13 protein-coding genes are annotated in these 17,459 nt (G+C 55.4%); 4 read left to right on the forward strand and 9 right to left on the reverse strand.

Features of this window, described 5'->3' with window-relative positions:
• Nucleotides 1-82 precede the first annotated feature (82 nt).
• The 5 genes from B5E62_RS13630 to B5E62_RS17440 all read right to left on the reverse strand — a co-directional run bounded on the left by B5E62_RS13630 (nt 83) and on the right by B5E62_RS17440 (nt 5,504).
• Nucleotides 83-649, reverse strand: coding sequence for a CDP-alcohol phosphatidyltransferase family protein (locus B5E62_RS13630; RefSeq protein WP_087175084.1), 567 nt, complete (start codon nt 647-649; stop codon nt 83-85).
• A gap of 165 nt (nt 650-814) precedes the next feature.
• Nucleotides 815-2,275: a glycoside hydrolase family 1 protein gene (locus tag B5E62_RS13635; protein ID WP_033126543.1), complete on the reverse strand. Its 1,461-nt coding sequence runs from the start codon at nt 2,273-2,275 to the stop codon at nt 815-817.
• Nucleotides 2,276-2,299: 24 nt separating this feature from the next.
• Complete coding sequence (locus B5E62_RS13640) at nt 2,300-4,201, reverse strand: beta-glucoside-specific PTS transporter subunit IIABC (RefSeq protein WP_087175085.1); 1,902 nt, start codon at nt 4,199-4,201, stop codon at nt 2,300-2,302.
• Between the two features lie 141 nt (nt 4,202-4,342).
• Nucleotides 4,343-5,182: a BglG family transcription antiterminator LicT gene (gene licT / locus B5E62_RS13645; RefSeq protein WP_087175086.1), complete on the reverse strand. Its 840-nt coding sequence runs from the start codon at nt 5,180-5,182 to the stop codon at nt 4,343-4,345.
• A 190-nt stretch (nt 5,183-5,372) separates the two neighbouring features.
• Nucleotides 5,373-5,504 carry a hypothetical protein gene (locus B5E62_RS17440; RefSeq protein ID WP_255349850.1) on the reverse strand — a complete coding sequence of 44 codons (132 nt, stop codon included), beginning with the start codon at nt 5,502-5,504 and terminating at the stop codon, nt 5,373-5,375.
• 112 nt (nt 5,505-5,616) lie between these two features.
• Here B5E62_RS17440 and B5E62_RS13655 point away from each other — a divergent pair, with 112 nt between their 5' ends.
• The 3 genes from B5E62_RS13655 (at nt 5,617) to B5E62_RS13665 (ending at nt 9,862) form a co-directional block, all read left to right on the forward strand.
• On the forward strand, nt 5,617-6,267 hold the full coding sequence (locus tag B5E62_RS13655; protein ID WP_087175088.1) for a TetR/AcrR family transcriptional regulator: 651 nt from the start codon (nt 5,617-5,619) through the stop codon (nt 6,265-6,267).
• An 89-nt stretch (nt 6,268-6,356) separates the two neighbouring features.
• On the forward strand, nt 6,357-8,117 hold the full coding sequence (locus B5E62_RS13660) for an ABC transporter ATP-binding protein (RefSeq protein ID WP_087175089.1): 1,761 nt from the start codon (nt 6,357-6,359) through the stop codon (nt 8,115-8,117).
• Nucleotides 8,114-9,862 (forward strand): ABC transporter ATP-binding protein, encoded by a 1,749-nt coding sequence (locus tag B5E62_RS13665; protein WP_087175090.1) that lies wholly within the window; start codon nt 8,114-8,116, stop codon nt 9,860-9,862. The genes B5E62_RS13660 and B5E62_RS13665 overlap by 4 nt, the downstream gene beginning before the upstream one ends.
• Nucleotides 9,863-9,895: 33 nt before the next feature.
• Here the strand turns inward: B5E62_RS13665 and B5E62_RS13670 are convergent, their stop codons facing one another.
• The 3 genes from B5E62_RS13670 to B5E62_RS13680 all read right to left on the reverse strand — a co-directional run bounded on the left by B5E62_RS13670 (nt 9,896) and on the right by B5E62_RS13680 (nt 16,127).
• On the reverse strand, nt 9,896-14,473 hold the full coding sequence (locus tag B5E62_RS13670) for a PolC-type DNA polymerase III (protein WP_087175091.1): 4,578 nt from the start codon (nt 14,471-14,473) through the stop codon (nt 9,896-9,898).
• Nucleotides 14,466-15,521: a flavodoxin-dependent (E)-4-hydroxy-3-methylbut-2-enyl-diphosphate synthase gene (gene ispG, locus B5E62_RS13675; RefSeq protein WP_087175092.1), complete on the reverse strand. Its 1,056-nt coding sequence runs from the start codon at nt 15,519-15,521 to the stop codon at nt 14,466-14,468. Before ispG ends, B5E62_RS13670 begins: the two co-directional genes overlap by 8 nt.
• Before the next feature lie 144 nt (nt 15,522-15,665).
• The gene (locus B5E62_RS13680) at nt 15,666-16,127 is read right to left on the reverse strand and encodes a hypothetical protein (protein WP_087175093.1); all 462 of its coding nucleotides are present in this window, start codon (nt 16,125-16,127) and stop codon (nt 15,666-15,668) included.
• Nucleotides 16,128-16,333: 206 nt separating this feature from the next.
• Here B5E62_RS13680 and B5E62_RS13685 point away from each other — a divergent pair, with 206 nt between their 5' ends.
• Nucleotides 16,334-16,690, forward strand: a complete 357-nt coding sequence (locus B5E62_RS13685; protein WP_087175094.1) for a helix-turn-helix domain-containing protein — start codon at nt 16,334-16,336, stop codon at nt 16,688-16,690.
• Nucleotides 16,691-16,713: 23 nt separating this feature from the next.
• Here the strand turns inward: B5E62_RS13685 and B5E62_RS13690 are convergent, their stop codons facing one another.
• Nucleotides 16,714-17,457 (reverse strand): type 1 glutamine amidotransferase, encoded by a 744-nt coding sequence (locus B5E62_RS13690; RefSeq protein WP_087175095.1) that lies wholly within the window; start codon nt 17,455-17,457, stop codon nt 16,714-16,716.
• Nucleotides 17,458-17,459 lie beyond the last annotated feature (2 nt).

Below are 17,459 nucleotides of genomic sequence, written 5' to 3' on the forward strand. Positions count from 1 at the left end.
GGATAAAGGTATAAGAAAAGGCAGGCTCCTGTCCTCTGGAGCCTGCCGGCTGTTGACTGATCATTTTCACGCGATTTTGCGGTTATTTCTCTGTCTGTGTCCCCCGCAGGGTCCTGATGTGATGGATGCCGTAGAGGGCAAAGGACAAAAGCAGCATGGCCGCACAGATGCCGATCAGGAGCCGGGATACCCCCTCAGGGATATTATACCAGAACAGGTGCAGGACCATCATGGCGTAAAGCAGCCAGGTGGTGACCTTTCCGTGCCAGTCAGCCCCGAACACGCTGCCCGTCTTCCGTATCACCAGAAGTCCGGTAATGGCCATGAAGATTTCTTTTACCACCATGATGGCAAGCGGGACTGCCATGAGGGGAAATCTGGTCAGGAGACAGGCCAGCATGGCTGCCTGGGTCAGCTTGTCCGCCACCGGGTCCAGCACCTTCCCCAGGTCGCTGGTCATATGAAAATGCCTGGCTATGAGCCCGTCCGCCGTGTCCGTCAGGCCTGATATCACCAGTACGATGCCTGTCCATATATACTCCTTCTGCACGCAGTACAGCCAGGCAAAGACCGGTATCAGGCAGAGCCGGAAAAAGGACAGGAGATTGGGAATGGTCAGTATCCTGCGGGTTGTCTCTTCATGCTTCATGGCGGGATGCTCCTTTTTATCTTGGCCTCATTGTCCATCTGCCGGACACCGCCGCCCGACAGAAAAGCCCTGAGGTCTGTCTGTGTAAAAGTATATACCAAAGTCAGCCCTCAGGCAAGGCATCCCGGAAAAATCAGGTCAGCCCCTTAATAAAGCTCCCGCACTCTACTCCTCTTCAAAGAGCACCTTCCCGTTTGTCTCAATGACTTTCTTGTACCAGTAGAAGCTGTCCTTCCTGAAGCGGTCCAGCGTGCCGCCCTCCTCCTCTTCCCGGTCCACATAGATAAAGCCGTACCGCTTCTGATATCCGTTCAGCCAGCTCAGAAGGTCGGTAAAGGACCAGGTGCAGTAGGCCAGTACCTGGCAGCCCTCCTCCACAGCTTCTCCCAGCGCCTTGATATGCTCCTTCAGATAGCAGATCCTGTACTCGTCATGTATCTGACCATCCTCAGTCTTCTTGTCAAAGGCTCCCAGCCCGTTCTCAGAGATGACTATGGGCAGCGCATAGCGGCTCGTAATCTCTCTGCAGCAGAACTGAAGTCCCGAAGGATCGATACTCCAGTCCCAGTCTGTGGTCAGCAGATACGGGTTGGCCGGATTTTTGTAAATCCCCGGCATCCCCAGCTCCTGGGCGGAGCCCTTGACGCCGGTCGTGTTCATAGTCCCGTAGGGAGTGGCCCCGTCCATCGGATTGTACTCGCAGACGCAGCTCTGGTAATAGTTCACGCCCATAAACGTGATCTGCGCTGCCGCCTGTCTGAGAATCTCCTCATCTCCATCAGCCATGTCCGGCGCGATCCCCTTTTTCTTCAGATATGTCATCGCCGCAACAGGATAGCGCCCGTATGCATAGACATCCATCCACCAGTAGTTTTTCAGGTCATCGTAGTTGGCTTTTGCCATAGCGTTGATAGGCCTGCAGTCCAGGGCATAGGAGGGTGTGTAGGCGAAGCTTGCCCCTATCTGTCCCTTCCCGCCCATCTGCCGATAGGCCAGCACTGCCTTTGCATGAGCCATAAACGCATGATGGTTGACCTGATAGAACATTTTCTGGTCATCAAATTTGCCCGGCGGATGCTGGGCTGTCAGCCATCCCAGCGAGGTAAATATATTCTGCTCGTTCAGAGTGATCCAGTACTTCACCTTTCCGTCAAACCTGGAAAACAGCGTTTTTGCATACTGTACATAATCATCGATGATGCGGGGGCTCTCCCACCCCCGATACTCATCGACAAGGGCCTGGGGTAGATCCCAGTGGTAAATGGTCACCATAGGCTCTATGCTGTATTTCAGGCACTCGTCAATGATATCCTGGTAAAAGGCCATTCCCTCCTCGTTGACTTCCCCGGTCCCCTCAGGGAAGATCCTAGCCCAGGAGACAGAGAAACGGTATGTCTTCAGCCCCATCTCTGCCATCAGCGCAATATCTTCTTTGTACCTGTGATAGTGATCCACCGCCACATCTCCTGTGGTGGCTTTGTAGGTCTTGCCCGGGATGCGCACAAACGCATCCCAGTTCGTCATCCCTTTTCCGCCTTCCTTCCATCCGCCTTCTATCTGATAGGCGGCAGAAGCACTCCCCCAGAGAAATCCCTCCGGAAATCCTGATGCTCTCATCTGTTCCATGTCTCTTCCTCCTTTTCTTTTCAATCAGCGTACTACCAGTATCTCATCAAGCTCCTTCACCGGCCCGGAGGCGGTGGCAGACACATCCGCAAATGCATCCGTGTTGGATACGATGACCGGAGTCGTGATGTCATATCCCGCCTTCACGATCTCATCCTTGTCAAACTCCAGGATAACTTCTCCCTTCTTGACTGTATCTCCGGAAGCCTTTTTCGGATAGAAATATTTTCCCTCCAGATTTACCGTGTCCATGCCTACATGTATCAGCAATTCCACACCGTCACTGCTGGTCATCCCGACCGCATGTCCGGTCTCAAACATCATATCTATCTTCCCGTCAAAGGGGGATGCCACTTCGCCCTTCTCCGGGATGACAGCGGCTCCTTTTCCCAGGATTCCCTGTGAAAATGTAGCGTCCTTCACCTGCTCCAGCGGAATGCACTCTCCCTGGATAGGGCTCAGGATACGGATTTCTTTTCCCTCTGGAAGGGGAGCGGCTGCAGGCTGGGCCTCTTCTGCCAGGATAGCCTCATCCTCGTCATCCTCGTCCACAATATCTTCAAAGCCGATCAGCATAGTGGCGATAAATGCCACAATGACTGTTATGACAATGGTAAGGGCCGCTATCAGAAGGCTGGCTGCTCTGTCCTCCTCCACATACTGGACGATCGTCACGATTGCCGGTGTCGCGATGCCAAAGCACTTCATCTGGAAAAAACCGCCGAAGAGTCCGCCTGCGACAGCTCCGATGCAGGCCCCCAGCATTGGCCTTTTCAGTCTCAGTGTCACACCGTAGAGAGCGGGCTCCGTAATACCTGCCACAAGTGCGGAAAACGCGGAGGAGCCGGCAACCTGTTTGAAGTCTTTGTTTTTGCTCTTTACAGATACGGCGAGAGAAGCAGCACCCTGCGCCATGTTGGAGCATAGCTCACCGATACAGATAAAGTTCTCATATCCGGTTGTTGCGATCATACCGAGCTTTATCGGGGTAAATGCGTGGTGCATGCCGGCCATGACAACAAACGGATAAATACCGGCCACCAATCCGATGGCGATAAAGCCGAGCTGGTCATGGATAAAGTATACGATATCTGACAGGACATTGCCCAGGATTGCCCCCAGAGGTCCCAGTACGATCAGGGCGATCGGTGCCTCGATCAGCACCACCAGCATGGGGCGCAGGAAGTTCTTGGTCACCACGGGCGTAATCTTATCTGCCAGCTTCTCCACATACTGCAGGGACCATACCGCAAGGATGATCGGGATGACCGAGTAGGAATAAGAAGCATAGGTAACCGGGATAAAGCCGAGGAATTTTACCACCTCTCCCGCCTCGTTTGCATTGCTCATCAGGGAAATGAAATTGGGATGGAGCATGATAAGCGCAATGCTGGCCGCATAGTACATATTTGTCCCGAATTTCTTTGATGCAGAGATGGCGATCAAAACAGGCATAAAGAAAAAGGCGCCGTCTCCTATAACGCTTAACAGGTTATAGGTATTTCCTTCTGTATCAAGCACACCTATCATTGGCAGCAGCGTCAGAAGTACCTTGATCATGGCCGCGCCGATGATCGCCGGAATGACCGGTGCCATAATACCGGAAATCGTGTCCATCAGCATGGAGGCGACCCCCTTCTTTTCCTGGTTCCGGGGCGCCTTCTTCGGAGCCTCGTTTGAAAAGCTGCCGAGCTTGTTCAGCTCCGCAAAGACATTGGCCACATCATTTCCTATGATGATCTGGTACTGTCCCGCCTTCTTCATCACTCCCATAACACCTTTTGTCTTTTTCACTGCCTCGTCGTCCACAATGGACTCGTCTTTCAGCGTGAATCTCAGCCTGGTCATACAGTGTACGAGACTGATCACATTTTCTTTTCCTCCCACACGCTGCAGGATTTTCTTTGCAACACTTGCGTAATCCATATCTTCACCTCATTAGAATTGATATATGTATCCCGGAAGTCTCCGGAGAAAGAAAGACCTGGCCTTAAAGAGCGCATTTTCCCGGGAAATGCGCCCCTCAGGGCCAGGTCTTGCTTAACTGAATAATAACAAACCTGTGAACTAGCGGTGCTGTTCGTCCAGTATTCTCTTTATATGGATCAGGAGATACAGCTCCTCATCTATGCTGAGCCGGTATCCATACTGCTTTTCAATGAACCGGGCCACCTTTTCCACACCCGTGTAGGCATGCCCGTTCTGTGCCACCATTGCCTGGTATATCTCCTCCATGCTGTCCTGGTAGACCTCACCGTCCAGGACTCTGGATGAGAAGAATTTTAAATGTGTCAGAAATCTCTGATAGGACACAGAATCCTCGTCAAATTCAATCCTGAAATGTATTTTGACAATCTTGATAATGGCATTGATCAGCTCTGTCATCTTCTGCACATCTGAAACCTCGTTGCTCTCAAGCTCTGAGGATATGATATGCATGGCGATAAATCCCGCCTCGTCTTTTCCCAGGTCAAAGTCAGTCATACGCCGTATCCACTCAATGGCCTCCTGAGCTACCCTGTATTCCTGGGGATAAAATTTTCGGATCTCGTGTCGCATCAGATTCTTAAGGCTGATACCTCTCTGGTATCTCTCCACAGCAGAATTGATGTGGTCTGTCAACGTCACGTAGAGGGTATCTCTCACCTTCAGGCCTGCTTCTCTGGAAGCAGTGACTACCTTGCCGGCAATCTCCAGATATTTCTCCGATATTTCCCTCACCACCTGCTGGAGCCTGTAATTGTCCTCCGCATTCTTCAGACAGTAGATCTTCTCCACGCGGGACTTGTCCAGCTCCTCGCCCTTTTTCTTTTTAAACCCGATGCCGGCGCCGGTAATGATGATTTCCCGGCCGCACGGGTCCAGCGATACAACTACATTTGTATTCAGAACTCTGACGATCTTCACCTGTTCCTGCCCCCTCCGGCAAGCATCCAAAACGGCTCTGCCATAAAAAAAACTGCCTATAATACTATTTATCCCAGTCAGTATTATAAACAGTCTTGCTTACCATTACGTAATAACAAACTTAATTTACCTGTATATATTAACAGCTCTCGGTCCATTTGTCTATAGCTATTTTTCTTTTCATCATATATCATAACTTCCCGCTCTTCTTTTTATGCAATATTTCCAAAATCATTCCCTCTGCCTCGGAGCCGGAAACGGCCTCCTTCTGAAACCCTGACCGCCATTCCCTTTTCGGACTTCGCATTTCTATCTCAAACATATTGTACGTCACATTCTCCTTGACATTTACCTCTCTCTCTGTTATATTGATAATCAGATTATCGGTAATCAAATTATCAGTTGTTTTCCATGTAGAGAAAGGAGGCACGGTCATGGCAGTACCTGACCATTCCATTGACCCGCGCATTATCGAGAGCGCCCGGAAAGAATTCCTGGAGAAGGGTTTTGAGAAGGCGTCCCTGAAATCCATCTGCGAGGGCGCAGGTGTCACCACCGGTGCCCTCTACAAGCGCTACAAAGGCAAGGAGGACCTGTTCAGCGCCACTGTACGGCAGACCGTGGAGGAGCTGTACTCTGTGGCGTCCCAGCGGGGGGACAGAGAGCTTTCCCTCATGTCCGACGAAGAGCTGATCAAAGCGTGGGACATGGACCACTCCGACATGATGTGGTGGTTCCGATACCTCTACGACAGGCACGATGATTTCTACCTGCTCCTTGCCTGCTCGGAGGGGACCAGGTACTCCCGCTTTGCCCACGACTGGGTGGCCCTCCTCACAAAAACCACCAGCGCCTTCCTGGAGGAGGCGAAAAGGAGGGGGCTCTGCAGGAAGGATGTGAATCCGGATGAGCTCCACATCCTCCTGTCCGCATTCTGGACTACCATCTATGAGCCCTTTATCCACCATTTTACATGGGAGCAGATCGAGGAGCATTGTCACATCGTGTGCAGGCTGTTCAACTGGCACCAGGCCCTTGGCTTCCGGACGACAGAGCCGGGACAGGAAAGCAGCCTCTCCCCCTAGACACGCCCCTCACAGCCCCTCTCTTCGGGGAGGGCTTTCTTTTCTCTCACAAGTTAGTTTTTCCTAACCCAAAAAAGGAGGTTTAAGACATGTTTAAAAAGGTTCTGGAATATGCCGGGGAATACCGCCGGACCACCTATGCGTCCATAGCAGTCATGCTGCTGGGCGTGGTCATGAGCGTACTCCCCTATTTCTTCATCTACCGGCTCATCGCCCCGCCTCTCACCGGGGAGCTGGCAAATCCCGGTCAGTCCCTTCTGTGGGCGGCGGCCATCGCCCTGTGCGGGGTGCTCTACGCTCTGCTCTACGTGAAGGGCCTGTCCCTCTCCCACCAGGCTGCTTACAGCACGCTGCGCAATCTCCGGGTCTCCCTGCAGGGCCGCCTGGAAAAGCAGCCCCTGGGAGTCATAAAGGAGAAGGGCACAGGCACGCTGAAAAAAATGTTCACTGACGACATTGACTCCATCGAGCTCCTGCTGGCCCACGCCCTGCCCGAGGGGCTGGCCAATGTGGCTGTGCCGTTCTTTGTGTTCATCGCCATGTTCTTCGTAGACTGGAAGCTGGCCCTGCTGTCCCTTTGCTCCCTCCCCCTGGGGCTGGCCGCCATGGGCGCCATGTACCGGGCAGGCACCAGCAAGGTGGGGGACTACTACGCCTCAGCCCGGAAGATGAACAACACCATTGTGGAGTACATCAACGGCATGGAGGTGGTAAAGGTCTTCAACCGGGACGGGGACTCCTACCGGCGCTTTGAGCAGGATGTCCGGGGCTACCGGGATTTCACCCTGGCCTGGTACAAGGTGTGCTGGCCCTGGATGGCGCTGTACAACAGCATCCTTCCCTGCGTGGCCCTCTTCACCCTTCCTGTGGGTGCCTTCCTTGTCCTGAAAGACTACTCCACCCTGCCGGACCTGGCCCTGGTGCTCTGCATGTCCTTCGGCACAGGCGCCCCTCTTCTCAGGGCCCTCTCCTTCCTGGCCGCCATGCCCCAGGTGAGCTACAAGATCCATGCCCTGGAGCAGCTCATGAGCGCCCTGCCCCTCGCCCAGACAGAGGCTCCCTTCTCCGGCAGGGACCACACAGTCACCTTTGACAGGGTACATTTCGCCTACAGAGAGGAGGAGGTGCTCCACGGCGTCTCCCTGACTGTGCCGGAGGGAAGCCTGACCGCCCTGGTTGGGGAGTCCGGCTCCGGGAAATCCACCCTGGCAAAGCTCCTGGTCCACTACTACGACGTGACCGGCGGGGCGATCCGTTTGGGCGGCCAGGACCTGCGGGACATGAGCCTTCAGGCTCTGAACGACCAGATTTCCTACGTATCCCAGGAGCAGTTCCTCTTTAACACCAGCCTTCTGGAAAACATTCGCGCAGGCCGCCTGACCGCCACCGACGAGGAGGTCATGGAGGCCGCCAGGAAGGCCCAGTGCATGGAATTCCTGGACCGGCTGCCGGAGGGCATCCACACCATGGCCGGGGACGGCGGAAAGCAGCTCTCCGGCGGGGAGCGTCAGCGGATCTGCCTGGCCCGGGCCATCTTAAAGGACGCCCCTGTCATCGTCCTGGACGAGGCCACCGCCTTCATGGACCCGGAGAACGAGGAGAAAATGAACGCGGCCATCGCGGAGGTACTCCGCGGCGACAGGCCCAAGACCGTCATCGTCATTGCCCACCGGCTCCACTCCATCGTGAACGCGGACCAGATCTGCGTGCTGGACAAAGGCCGTCTGGCGGACGCAGGCACCCACGAGGAGCTTCTGCAGCGGTGTCCCCGGTACCAGAAGCTCTGGCAGGCCGCCCAGGGCAGCGCCCGCTGGGGCATCACCGCATCGAAAGGAGGAGAAAACAGATGATCTCATTAATGAAACGCATCCTTGCCGTATCCGGGCAGTACAAAAAACGCATCCAGCTGGCCTTTGTATTTTCCTTCCTGAAATCTCTCCTGGCCAAGGCCCCCATCATGCTGTCCTTCCTTCTGCTGGCAGGATTTTACGAGGGGACAGTCACCGCCCAGGACTGCCTCAGATACGGGGCAGCCATGATCCTGTGCGTGCTGCTCCAAGTCCTCTTTCACCACATTGCGGACCGGCTCCAGTCGGCAGCAGGCTTCATGGTCTTCTCCGACATGCGCATGGCCCTGGGCGCCCATCTGCGGAAAATGCCCATGGGCTACTTTACGGAGGGCAACATCGGAAAGATCAGCTCCGTCCTCTCCTCCGATATGGTCTTTATCGAGGAAAACTGCATGACTGTGCTGGCTGACATGATGAGCTACATCTTCGCCCAGGCCGTCATGGCAGTCTTTCTCCTCTTTTTTGACCTGCGCATCGGCCTTGCCGCCCTTCTCGTCATCGCCGTCGTGCTCCTCATTGCCAGGGGCATGAAGCGGGAGGCACTGGCAGACTCGGCAAAGAGGCAGGAGCAGAATGAAAATCTCACCGAGGCCGTGCTGGACTTTGTGGAGGGCATCGGCGTCGCCAAGTCCTACAACCTGCTGGGCGAAAGGTCCCGGGAGCTGACCCGCAGTTTTGACGAGAGCTGCCGGACCAATCTTGCCTTTGAGGAGGACCACTCCCCCTGGCAGCTGGGGCTCAACATCGTCTACGGCCTGGGCTCCGCTGTCATCGTGGCTCTCTGCCTGTTCCTGTCGCAGGAAGGCTTGATGAGCGTCCCCTGCTTCATCGGCATCATGCTCTTTGTCCTGGACCTCTTCGGCCCTGTCAGGGCTCTGTACGGCCAGGCCACCCGGCTGACCGTCATGAACAGCTGCATGGACCGGATCGAGGAGGTATTTGCGGAAAGGGAACTGCCCGACACAGGTACGGAGGATATCCCGGCCTCCGGCGCCGTCCCTGAGGTCGAATTCCGGGATGTGAGCTTTTCCTACGGGGAAAAGGAGGTCCTCCACCACGTTTCCTTCTCTGTTTCCCAAAATCAGATGGCGGCCCTGGTGGGCCCCTCCGGCGGCGGGAAATCCACCATCGCCAGCCTCCTTGCCAGGTTCTGGGATGTGAATGAGGGCCAGGTCCTCCTGCGGGGCAGAGACATCCGCAAAATCCCCCTCTGTGCCCTGATGGACCAGATCAGCATGGTGTTCCAGCGGGTCTACCTCTTCCAGGACACCATCTACAATAACATCGCCATGGGCCGGCCCGGCGCCTCCCGGGAGGAGGTCATGGAGGCGGCCAGAAAGGCCCGGTGCTATGACTTTATAGAATCCCTCCCGGATGGCTTTGACACAGTCATCGGGGAGGGCGGAGAGAGCCTCTCCGGCGGCGAGATGCAGCGCATCTCCATCGCCCGGTGCATCCTGAAGGACGCGCCCCTTATCGTCCTGGACGAGGCTACAGCCAGCGTGGACGCGGACAATGAACAGTACATCCAGGAGGCCATCAGTGAACTGTGCCGGGGCAAGACCGTGCTGGTCATCGCCCACCGGCTCCACACCATCCGGGACGCAGACCAGATACTGGTCATCCGGGATGGCCGCATCGCCCAGCGGGGCACCCACGACCTGCTCATGGAGGAGGGCGGTCCCTACCGGGACCTTGTAAGCGCCAGGGAGCAGAGCCAGGGCTGGAACCGCAGGCAGGCGTAGGAGCCGCCCGGGGTCACCGCCTCTTCATCTACTCTACCACGCATCAAACAGGGAGAGCTGGTTGCTCTCCGGCAGGTCCCCGAAAAGGCCCAGGTCATTCATCAGGTCTATGACCGTCTTGCTGACTTTGGTCCTCTGGCGGAAATCATCCCGACTCAGATAGGGGCCCTGCTCGGAGGCAGCCTCCACAGCCTCGGCAGCCTTGTCCCCCATTCCCTCGATACTGGAGAGAGGCGGCATCAGCTTTCCGTCCACGATCTGGAAACGGGATGCCTTTGCCTTGTAGATGTCTATGGGGACAAATTCAAATCCCCGGGCATACATCTCCTGCACGATGCGCATGTCCTTCAGCGTATCCTGCTCCTTCTTGCTCAGGGAGTCCTTCCTCCTCTCATAGTCCTTGATATAGAAGTTCAGCTGCTCTTTGCCCTGACACATGAGCTCATAGGAAAAGGCGTCCGCGCGGATACCAAAATAGGCTGCGTAGTAGGCCAGCGGATAATTTATCTTGCAGTAGGCGATCCTGTAGGCCATCATAACATAGGCAGCCGCATGGGCCTTGGGGAACATGTACTTGATCTTCTCGCAGGAGCCGATGTACCAGTCCGGCACTCCGTGCTCTGTCATATCCTTCTTGAAATCCGGCCACTCCTTGCACTTTCCCTTTGCCACGGCGCCCTTCCGGACACGCTCCATAATGGTAAACGACTCCTCGCTGTCCATCCCTTTATTGATAAGGTACGTCATAATGTCGTCGCGGGTACAGATTGCCGTGGAAATAGTCGCCTGCCCGCTCAGGATCAGGTCCTGGGCATTGTTCAGCCACACGTCCGTCCCGTGAGACAGACCGGAGATGCGGATCAGGTCAGAGAGAGTCTTTGGCTTTGTATCCACCACCATCTGGATAACGAAATCTGTACCAAACTCCGGAATGCCCAGACATCCCACCGGACATCCTCCGATGTCGGAGGGCTTGATGCCCAGAACCTCCGTGCCCTGGAAAAGACTCATAACACCCTGGTCATCCAGAGGGATCTTTGTGGCGTCAAAACGGTGGTCCGTCTCGTTGTATTCGTTATCCATGGCCGGGGAGCTGATATACTCCTCCAGCGTCTTTATCATGGTGGGGTCATCATGTCCCAGGATATCCAGTTTCAGCAGGTTATGGTCAATGGAATGGTAATCGAAGTGGGTGGTCACGATGTCCGTATTCATATCATTGGCCGGGTGCTGCACCGGGGTAAAGGAGTTGATGTCCTCCCCCAGGGGCAGGACGATGATACCTCCCGGGTGCTGGCCGGTGCTCCTTCGGATACCGGTACAGCCCTGTACGATCCTGTCGATCTCACAGGTACGCTTTCTCTGCCCCCTCTCCTCAAAATAGTTTTTCACAAATCCAAAGGCGGTCTTGTCCGCCAGAGTCCCGATGGTGCCCGCGCGGTACGTCTGCCCGTCTCCAAAGATGACCTCTGTATATTTGTGGGCATTGCTCTGGTAGTCCCCGGAGAAGTTCAGGTCAATATCCGGCTCCTTGTTCCCCTTAAATCCCAGGAATGTCTCAAAGGGAATATCAAACCCGTCCTTTACCAGAGGCTCACCGCACACCGGACAGCTCTTGTCCGGCATGTCCATCCCGCAGCCGCCGGCGTATTTGCGCACCTCATCCGATGTGAAATCACTGTAATGGCACTTGGGGCAGTAGTAGTGGGGACTTAAGGGATTGACCTCCGTGATCCCCGCCATGGTGGCTACAAAGGAGGAGCCGACCGACCCCCGGGACCCGACCAGATAGCCATCCTCCACTGACTTCCAGACCAGCTTCTGGGCAATGATGTACATCACGGCAAAGCCGTTGGAGATAATGGAGTTCAGCTCCCTCTCCAGCCGCTCCACCACCACCTCCGGCAGGTCCTCGCCGTACATCTCATGAGCCTTGTTGTAGCAGATATCCCTGAGCATCTGGTCTGAGTTGGGGATCACAGGGGGACATTTGTCCGGCCGGACTGGGGATATCTTCTCCACCCAGTCCGCGATCATATTTGGGTTGTCGATGACCACCTCTTTTGCCTTGGCAGAGCCCAGATACCCGAATTCCTCCAGCATCTCGTCTGTTGACCTCAGGTAGAGGGGCGCCTGGTTGTCCGCATCCGTGAAGCCCTTGCCGGCCATGATGATCCGGCGGTAGACCTCATCCTCCGGGTCCAGGAAATGGACGTCGCAGGTGGCCACAACAGGCTTGTTGAATTTCTCTCCCAGCCGGATGATCTGTCTGTTGATCTCTTTCAGGTCCTCCTCCGAACGGACCCTGGACACTCTGTCGCTGTCTATCATGAACGCATTGTTCCCCAGAGGCTGGATTTCCAGATAATCGTAATAATCTACGATGCGGGCGATCCGCTCCTCTGACTTGTCGTCCAGGATAGCCTGGTAGAGTTCTCCCGCCTCGCAGGCGCTCCCCAGTATCAGTCCCTCCCTGTACTTGGAAAATTCACTCTTGGGGATCCGGGGATGCCGCGCGAAGTAATCCAGGTGTGACTTGGATATCAGGGTGTAGAGATTCGTCCTTCCAATGTCGTTCCTGGCCAGGATAATGGCATGGTAGGAGGGCATCTTCCGGACTGCGTCCGCATTGTTCTTCACGCCGAACCGGTTCAGCTCCTTCAAGGTGCGGATGTCCCGCTCCTCCAGCATCTCCACGAATTTCTCAAAAATTTCCGCCGTTGCCCCCGCGTCATCCACTGCCCGGTGGTGGTTTTCCAGGGAGATATTCAGCGACTTCGCCACAATATTCAGTTTGAACCTGGACAGGGTGGGCAGAAGGACCCTGGCCATGGCCACCGTGTCCACAGAAGTAAAATCCGGCTGGATATCCTGATAGCGGCAGTTCTGCTCGATGAAGCTGACGTCAAAGGACGCGTTGTGGGCCACCAGCACGCCGTCCCCCACAAATTCCAGGAACCGGGGCAGCACCTCCTCGATGGGCGGAGCGTCCATGACCATGGCGTCCGTGATGCTGGTGAGCTGGGTTATTTTAAAAGGAATGGGAATCTGCGGGTTCACAAAGGTGCTGAACTTCTCTGTGATCTTCCCCTTCTCCACCTTCACAGCCCCGATCTCAATGATCTTATCCTTGATAGGGCTGAAGCCCGTTGTCTCCAGGTCGAAGACGATAAAGGTACCCTGCAGGTCCTGGCCCTTTTCATTGATGGCCACATCGGACAGGTCGTCCACCAGATAGGCCTCCACCCCGTAAATGACCTTAAAGGGATCGTCCTTGTCCAGGGTCTCTATGTAGTGGTTGGCATCCGTAAATGCCTGTACCACGCCGTGGTCGGTGATGGCGATAGCCTTGTGCCCCCAGTCGTGGGCCCGCTTCACAATGTCCTTCACCTCGGAGACCCCGTCCATGTCGCTCATCTTTGTGTGGCAGTGGAGCTCCACCCTCTTCTCCGGCTCCGTGTCCTTCCTTGTGACCGTAAAGTCCGGGATTTTCCGGATGCCTGTGACAGAGCCGATAGTCAGTTCTCCGTCAAATTTGTCGATGGTGGTGACGCCCTTTATCTTCAGGAACGCCCCCATCCTGATATCCTGGAGCATATCCGCCAGCTGATCGTTGCGGACGAACATCTTGACCATGATGGTGTCCGTGAAATCCGTCACCGCATACATGATAATGGTCTTTTCATTCCGTATTTCTCTCGTGTCAAAGCTGATGACCTTGCCCCGGATCGTGATCTCGCCCATCTCGCTGACCACTTCCCTCAGCTCGATAGCCGCATCGTCAAAATCACGCCCGTAGATGACATTTGGATCATCGGATCTGCGGTAGGAGGAAAATTCTCTCTTCCGGAAGCCTCCCTTTGCGCCGCTCCTGAAGCTGTCCCTTGCGCCGCCCTTCTGTGCGCCATCCCCCCGCTGTCCATCCCCTTTCTTTTTCGGGGCATCGGCGCCGGCGTCAGCACCTGTCCCGGAGGGAGCCCCCTCCTTCTCCTCCTCCGCTGCCTTCTCGCGCAGAAGCCTCTCCTTCCGGAGCACGTGGTTTTTCTCCACAATGGCATCCACCTCCTGGCGGAGCTTCAGGTCATTGTACTTCAGGCTGCTCTCCCTGGGCTTTTCGTAGACAACCCGCACCTCCACAGGCACATGGAACCGTTCGTTGAAGACAGAGGTCAGAAGCTGCACTACCGAATCCTTTTTCCCCTGGGCCACCACGGTATCCTGGAGGGTCAGGCACAGGATATTCCCCTCCTCAAAGGTATAGTGCGAGGTCTGGAGCATGTTCCTCTCCACCACGCTTTTCTGCTCCGCCTCCAGGAGGAGGCTGTCATAGTACTCCCGCATCAGATTTTCCGGCGTGTACTGGGCGGAAAGCTGATAATCCTCTCTGACCTCTATGCGTACAGGTGCCCTGCCGAAGAGCTGCTCCTTGATCATCCTCTCCAGCTCATAGATGCGGCGCTTTTTTATCAGATGCCGGCTGAATATATGTACACGTATAAAGTCCCTTGCGGAGTTGGAGGCGACCTTCGTCACCTCCACCTCCGCAAGGAGCTGCTTCATCTCTTCTTTTACCTTTAAAGTCGGAAACACTTCAAAAAACAGTTTACTCATTCCAGTGCTCAAGCTCCCATCTCAGTGTGTCCAGAAGTTCCTCTTCTTTTACCTTCTTAACGACCTCTCCCTTTTTGATGAGCAGGCCCTCTCCAATGCCTCCGGCGATGCCGATATCAGCCTCCCTGGCTTCCCCGGGGCCGTTGACCACACAGCCCATGACAGCCACCTTGATGTCAAGGGGGATATCCGCCACCATCTGCTCCACCCTGTTGGCAAGGCCGATCAGATCGATCTTCGTCCTTCCACAGGTGGGGCAGGATACAACCTCGATGCCTCCCTTCCTGAGACCCAGCGTCCTGAGTATCAGCTTCGCGCTCCTGATCTCCTCCACAGGGTCCCCTGTCAGGGAGACCCGGATGGTGTCCCCGATGCCCTGGCTTAAGATAAGGGCAAGACCGATGGAGGACTTGATATTGCCGGACATGAGCGTGCCTGACTCGGTGATTCCCACATGGAGCGGATAAGGGCACTCTTTTGCAATCAGCTCGTGGGCCTTCACGCACATCAGCACATCCGAGGACTTGATGCTGACTACCAGGTTATCATACCCCTGCTTCTCTATCATATGCACCTTGTCCAGGGCACTCTCCACAATGCCCTCAGCCGTGACACCGCCGTACTTTTCTACCAGGTCCTTCTCCAGGGAGCCGCTGTTGACGCCCACACGGATGGGGATGCTCCTCTCCTTCGCCTTCTCCACCACCTTGCGCACCCGGTCCTCTGACCCTATATTGCCCGGATTGATGCGGATCTTATCTGCCCCGCTCTCTATAGCCGCAATAGCCAGCCTGTGATCAAAATGGATGTCCGCCACAAGGGGAATATGTATCCTCTTTTTAATCTCACCCAGCGCCAGCGCAGCCTCCTGGGTGGGCACGGCGCAGCGGATGATCTCGCACCCCGCCTTCTCCAGCCGCAGGATCTGGTCTACTGTAGCGTCCACATCCTCGGTCCTCGTGTTGGTCATGGACTGGATGGCGACAGGATGGCCCCCTCCGATCCACACGTCCCCTATCCTGACCTTTTTTGTCTCATTTCTTGTCATAGCCGCTCTCCTTTTCCAAAAATAAAGCTTTTTAAATCATATACCCACTTTCTGCATCAAGGCGGACAGGGCCCCTCTCCTTCGCCTCCGGCGCGGGGCCGGACCGTCAAAGAGGGGCCCTGTATCTGTCAGCATCCTCGCTGCCTACTGCCGTTCAAACACCATCTGCTCACCGTACTCCCGCTCTGTCAGGGTCAGCTGTCCCTGATCCACGCTGTAGGAAAAGGTCGTGGTCAGATTGGTGAGCGCGCTTCGCAGGTTCTCTTCCGTGTACTGGCCTCCCGAGCTCTCTGCCTGGCCGGCCAGCGCGCCTGGGATTTCCGTAAAGGTGATGGTCTTTCCGTCTCTGTCCAGGCTGTACTGGAGCTCCACCTGAACGGTCTGCTCTTCCACCACATCAGGCAGACTGACGGTCATCCTGTCGTTGTCCTCTATATCCAGTGCAAGCTCGCTGCCCTCGCTCACCCAGTCCCCCTCCAGAGGATTGGAAGTGAACATGCGGACAAGGAAGAATCCTGCGATAACTACGATCAGCACAGAGCTGACCGTGATGACGATCCTCCAGAGTTTACTTCTTTCAGCTTCATTATTTTTTGCGATCAACATATATATCGTCCTCTCATACTGTCTCCCTGCCGGGAGACTTTTTCCCTTTTCTAAATTATAGGTGGTTTTGGGGACAGTGTCAACGACATATCCCCCGCGCCCGCCCGCCTCCTTTTCCGCAACATTTTGTTGAGTATCGACACCTTCCGACCGTCCCCACGGACAAACTGGTAAAATATGGTATCACTACAAAGGAGGAGATAGTCATGTCATTTGCACAGAGACTGAAAACACTGCGTGCGGAACACAACATGACCCAGAAGGAGCTTGGCCGGCGTATGAACCTCTCACGCGCCACCATCGCAGGCTACGAGACCAAAAGCCGTCAGCCCTCCCACGAGAAGCTGGCGAGCATGGCCGATATCTTCGGCGTCTCTGTGGACTATCTCATCGATGGGGAAGAGACACTGACCCCGGTCTCACTGTCACAGCACGAGCGCATCATAGACGAAAAATTTCTCCGGCTGTACTCCCAGCTCACTTTGAAGTCCAAGGAAAGCGCTCTCGACTACCTGGAGCTGCTAAAGCTCAGAGACGAAAAGCAGGCGCAGGAACACCCGTAGCGGAAAGCTCCTGACGCCTGTATTTATTTCACAAAACGCTCATAAATATACCTGTTTGCCTCCAGCTCCTGACTGTCGTCCAGGGGCTCCAGCTCCCCGGAGCCGTATTTTCTCTCCAGGGCCCTGGCAATGAGCCAGTCGCATACCTGGGGATTTTTCGGAAGGAGAGGGCCATGCAGATAGGTGCCGATAACGTTTTTGTAGACCACGCCCTCACAGCCGCTGTTCTCCTCGTTCCCATATCCGTGGAGCACCTTCCCGAAGGGACTGTTCCCGCCGATAAATGTCCGGCCCCCATGGTTTTCAAAGCCCACCACAGGGGTCTCAAAGAGGTCGCTCCTGAGAACAATATTTCCGATGAGCCTGCCCTCCCCCTGCTCCGTGTACAGGTCCACCAGGTCCAGGCCCTCTATCATGCCCTCCTCGGTGCGGTAATATTTCCCGAGGAGCTGGTAGCCGCCGCACACGGCGATGACCACCCCGTTGTCCTCCACATAATCCTTAAAAGCCTGCCGTATGTCCTTCAGCTTCCGGCAGACGATCATCTGCTCCCTGTCAGAGCCGCCTCCAAGGAGTACGATATCCAGCTTTGAGAAATCAATCTCATCGTTCAGCTCAAACTCCACGGTCTCCGCCCCGATCCCTCTCCAGATGCAGCGCTGCATCAGACAGGCGATGTTTCCTCTGTCCCCGTACAGGTTGAGAAGGTCCGGATAGAGGTGTCCGATGGTTATCTTCCTGGTCTTATTTGTCTCCCTGTTCTCCATGC

The sequence above is a fragment of the Lachnoclostridium sp. An118 genome (genome assembly GCF_002160985.1).
GTDB classification, from domain to species: Bacteria; Bacillota; Clostridia; order Lachnospirales; family Lachnospiraceae; genus Claveliimonas; species Claveliimonas stercoravium.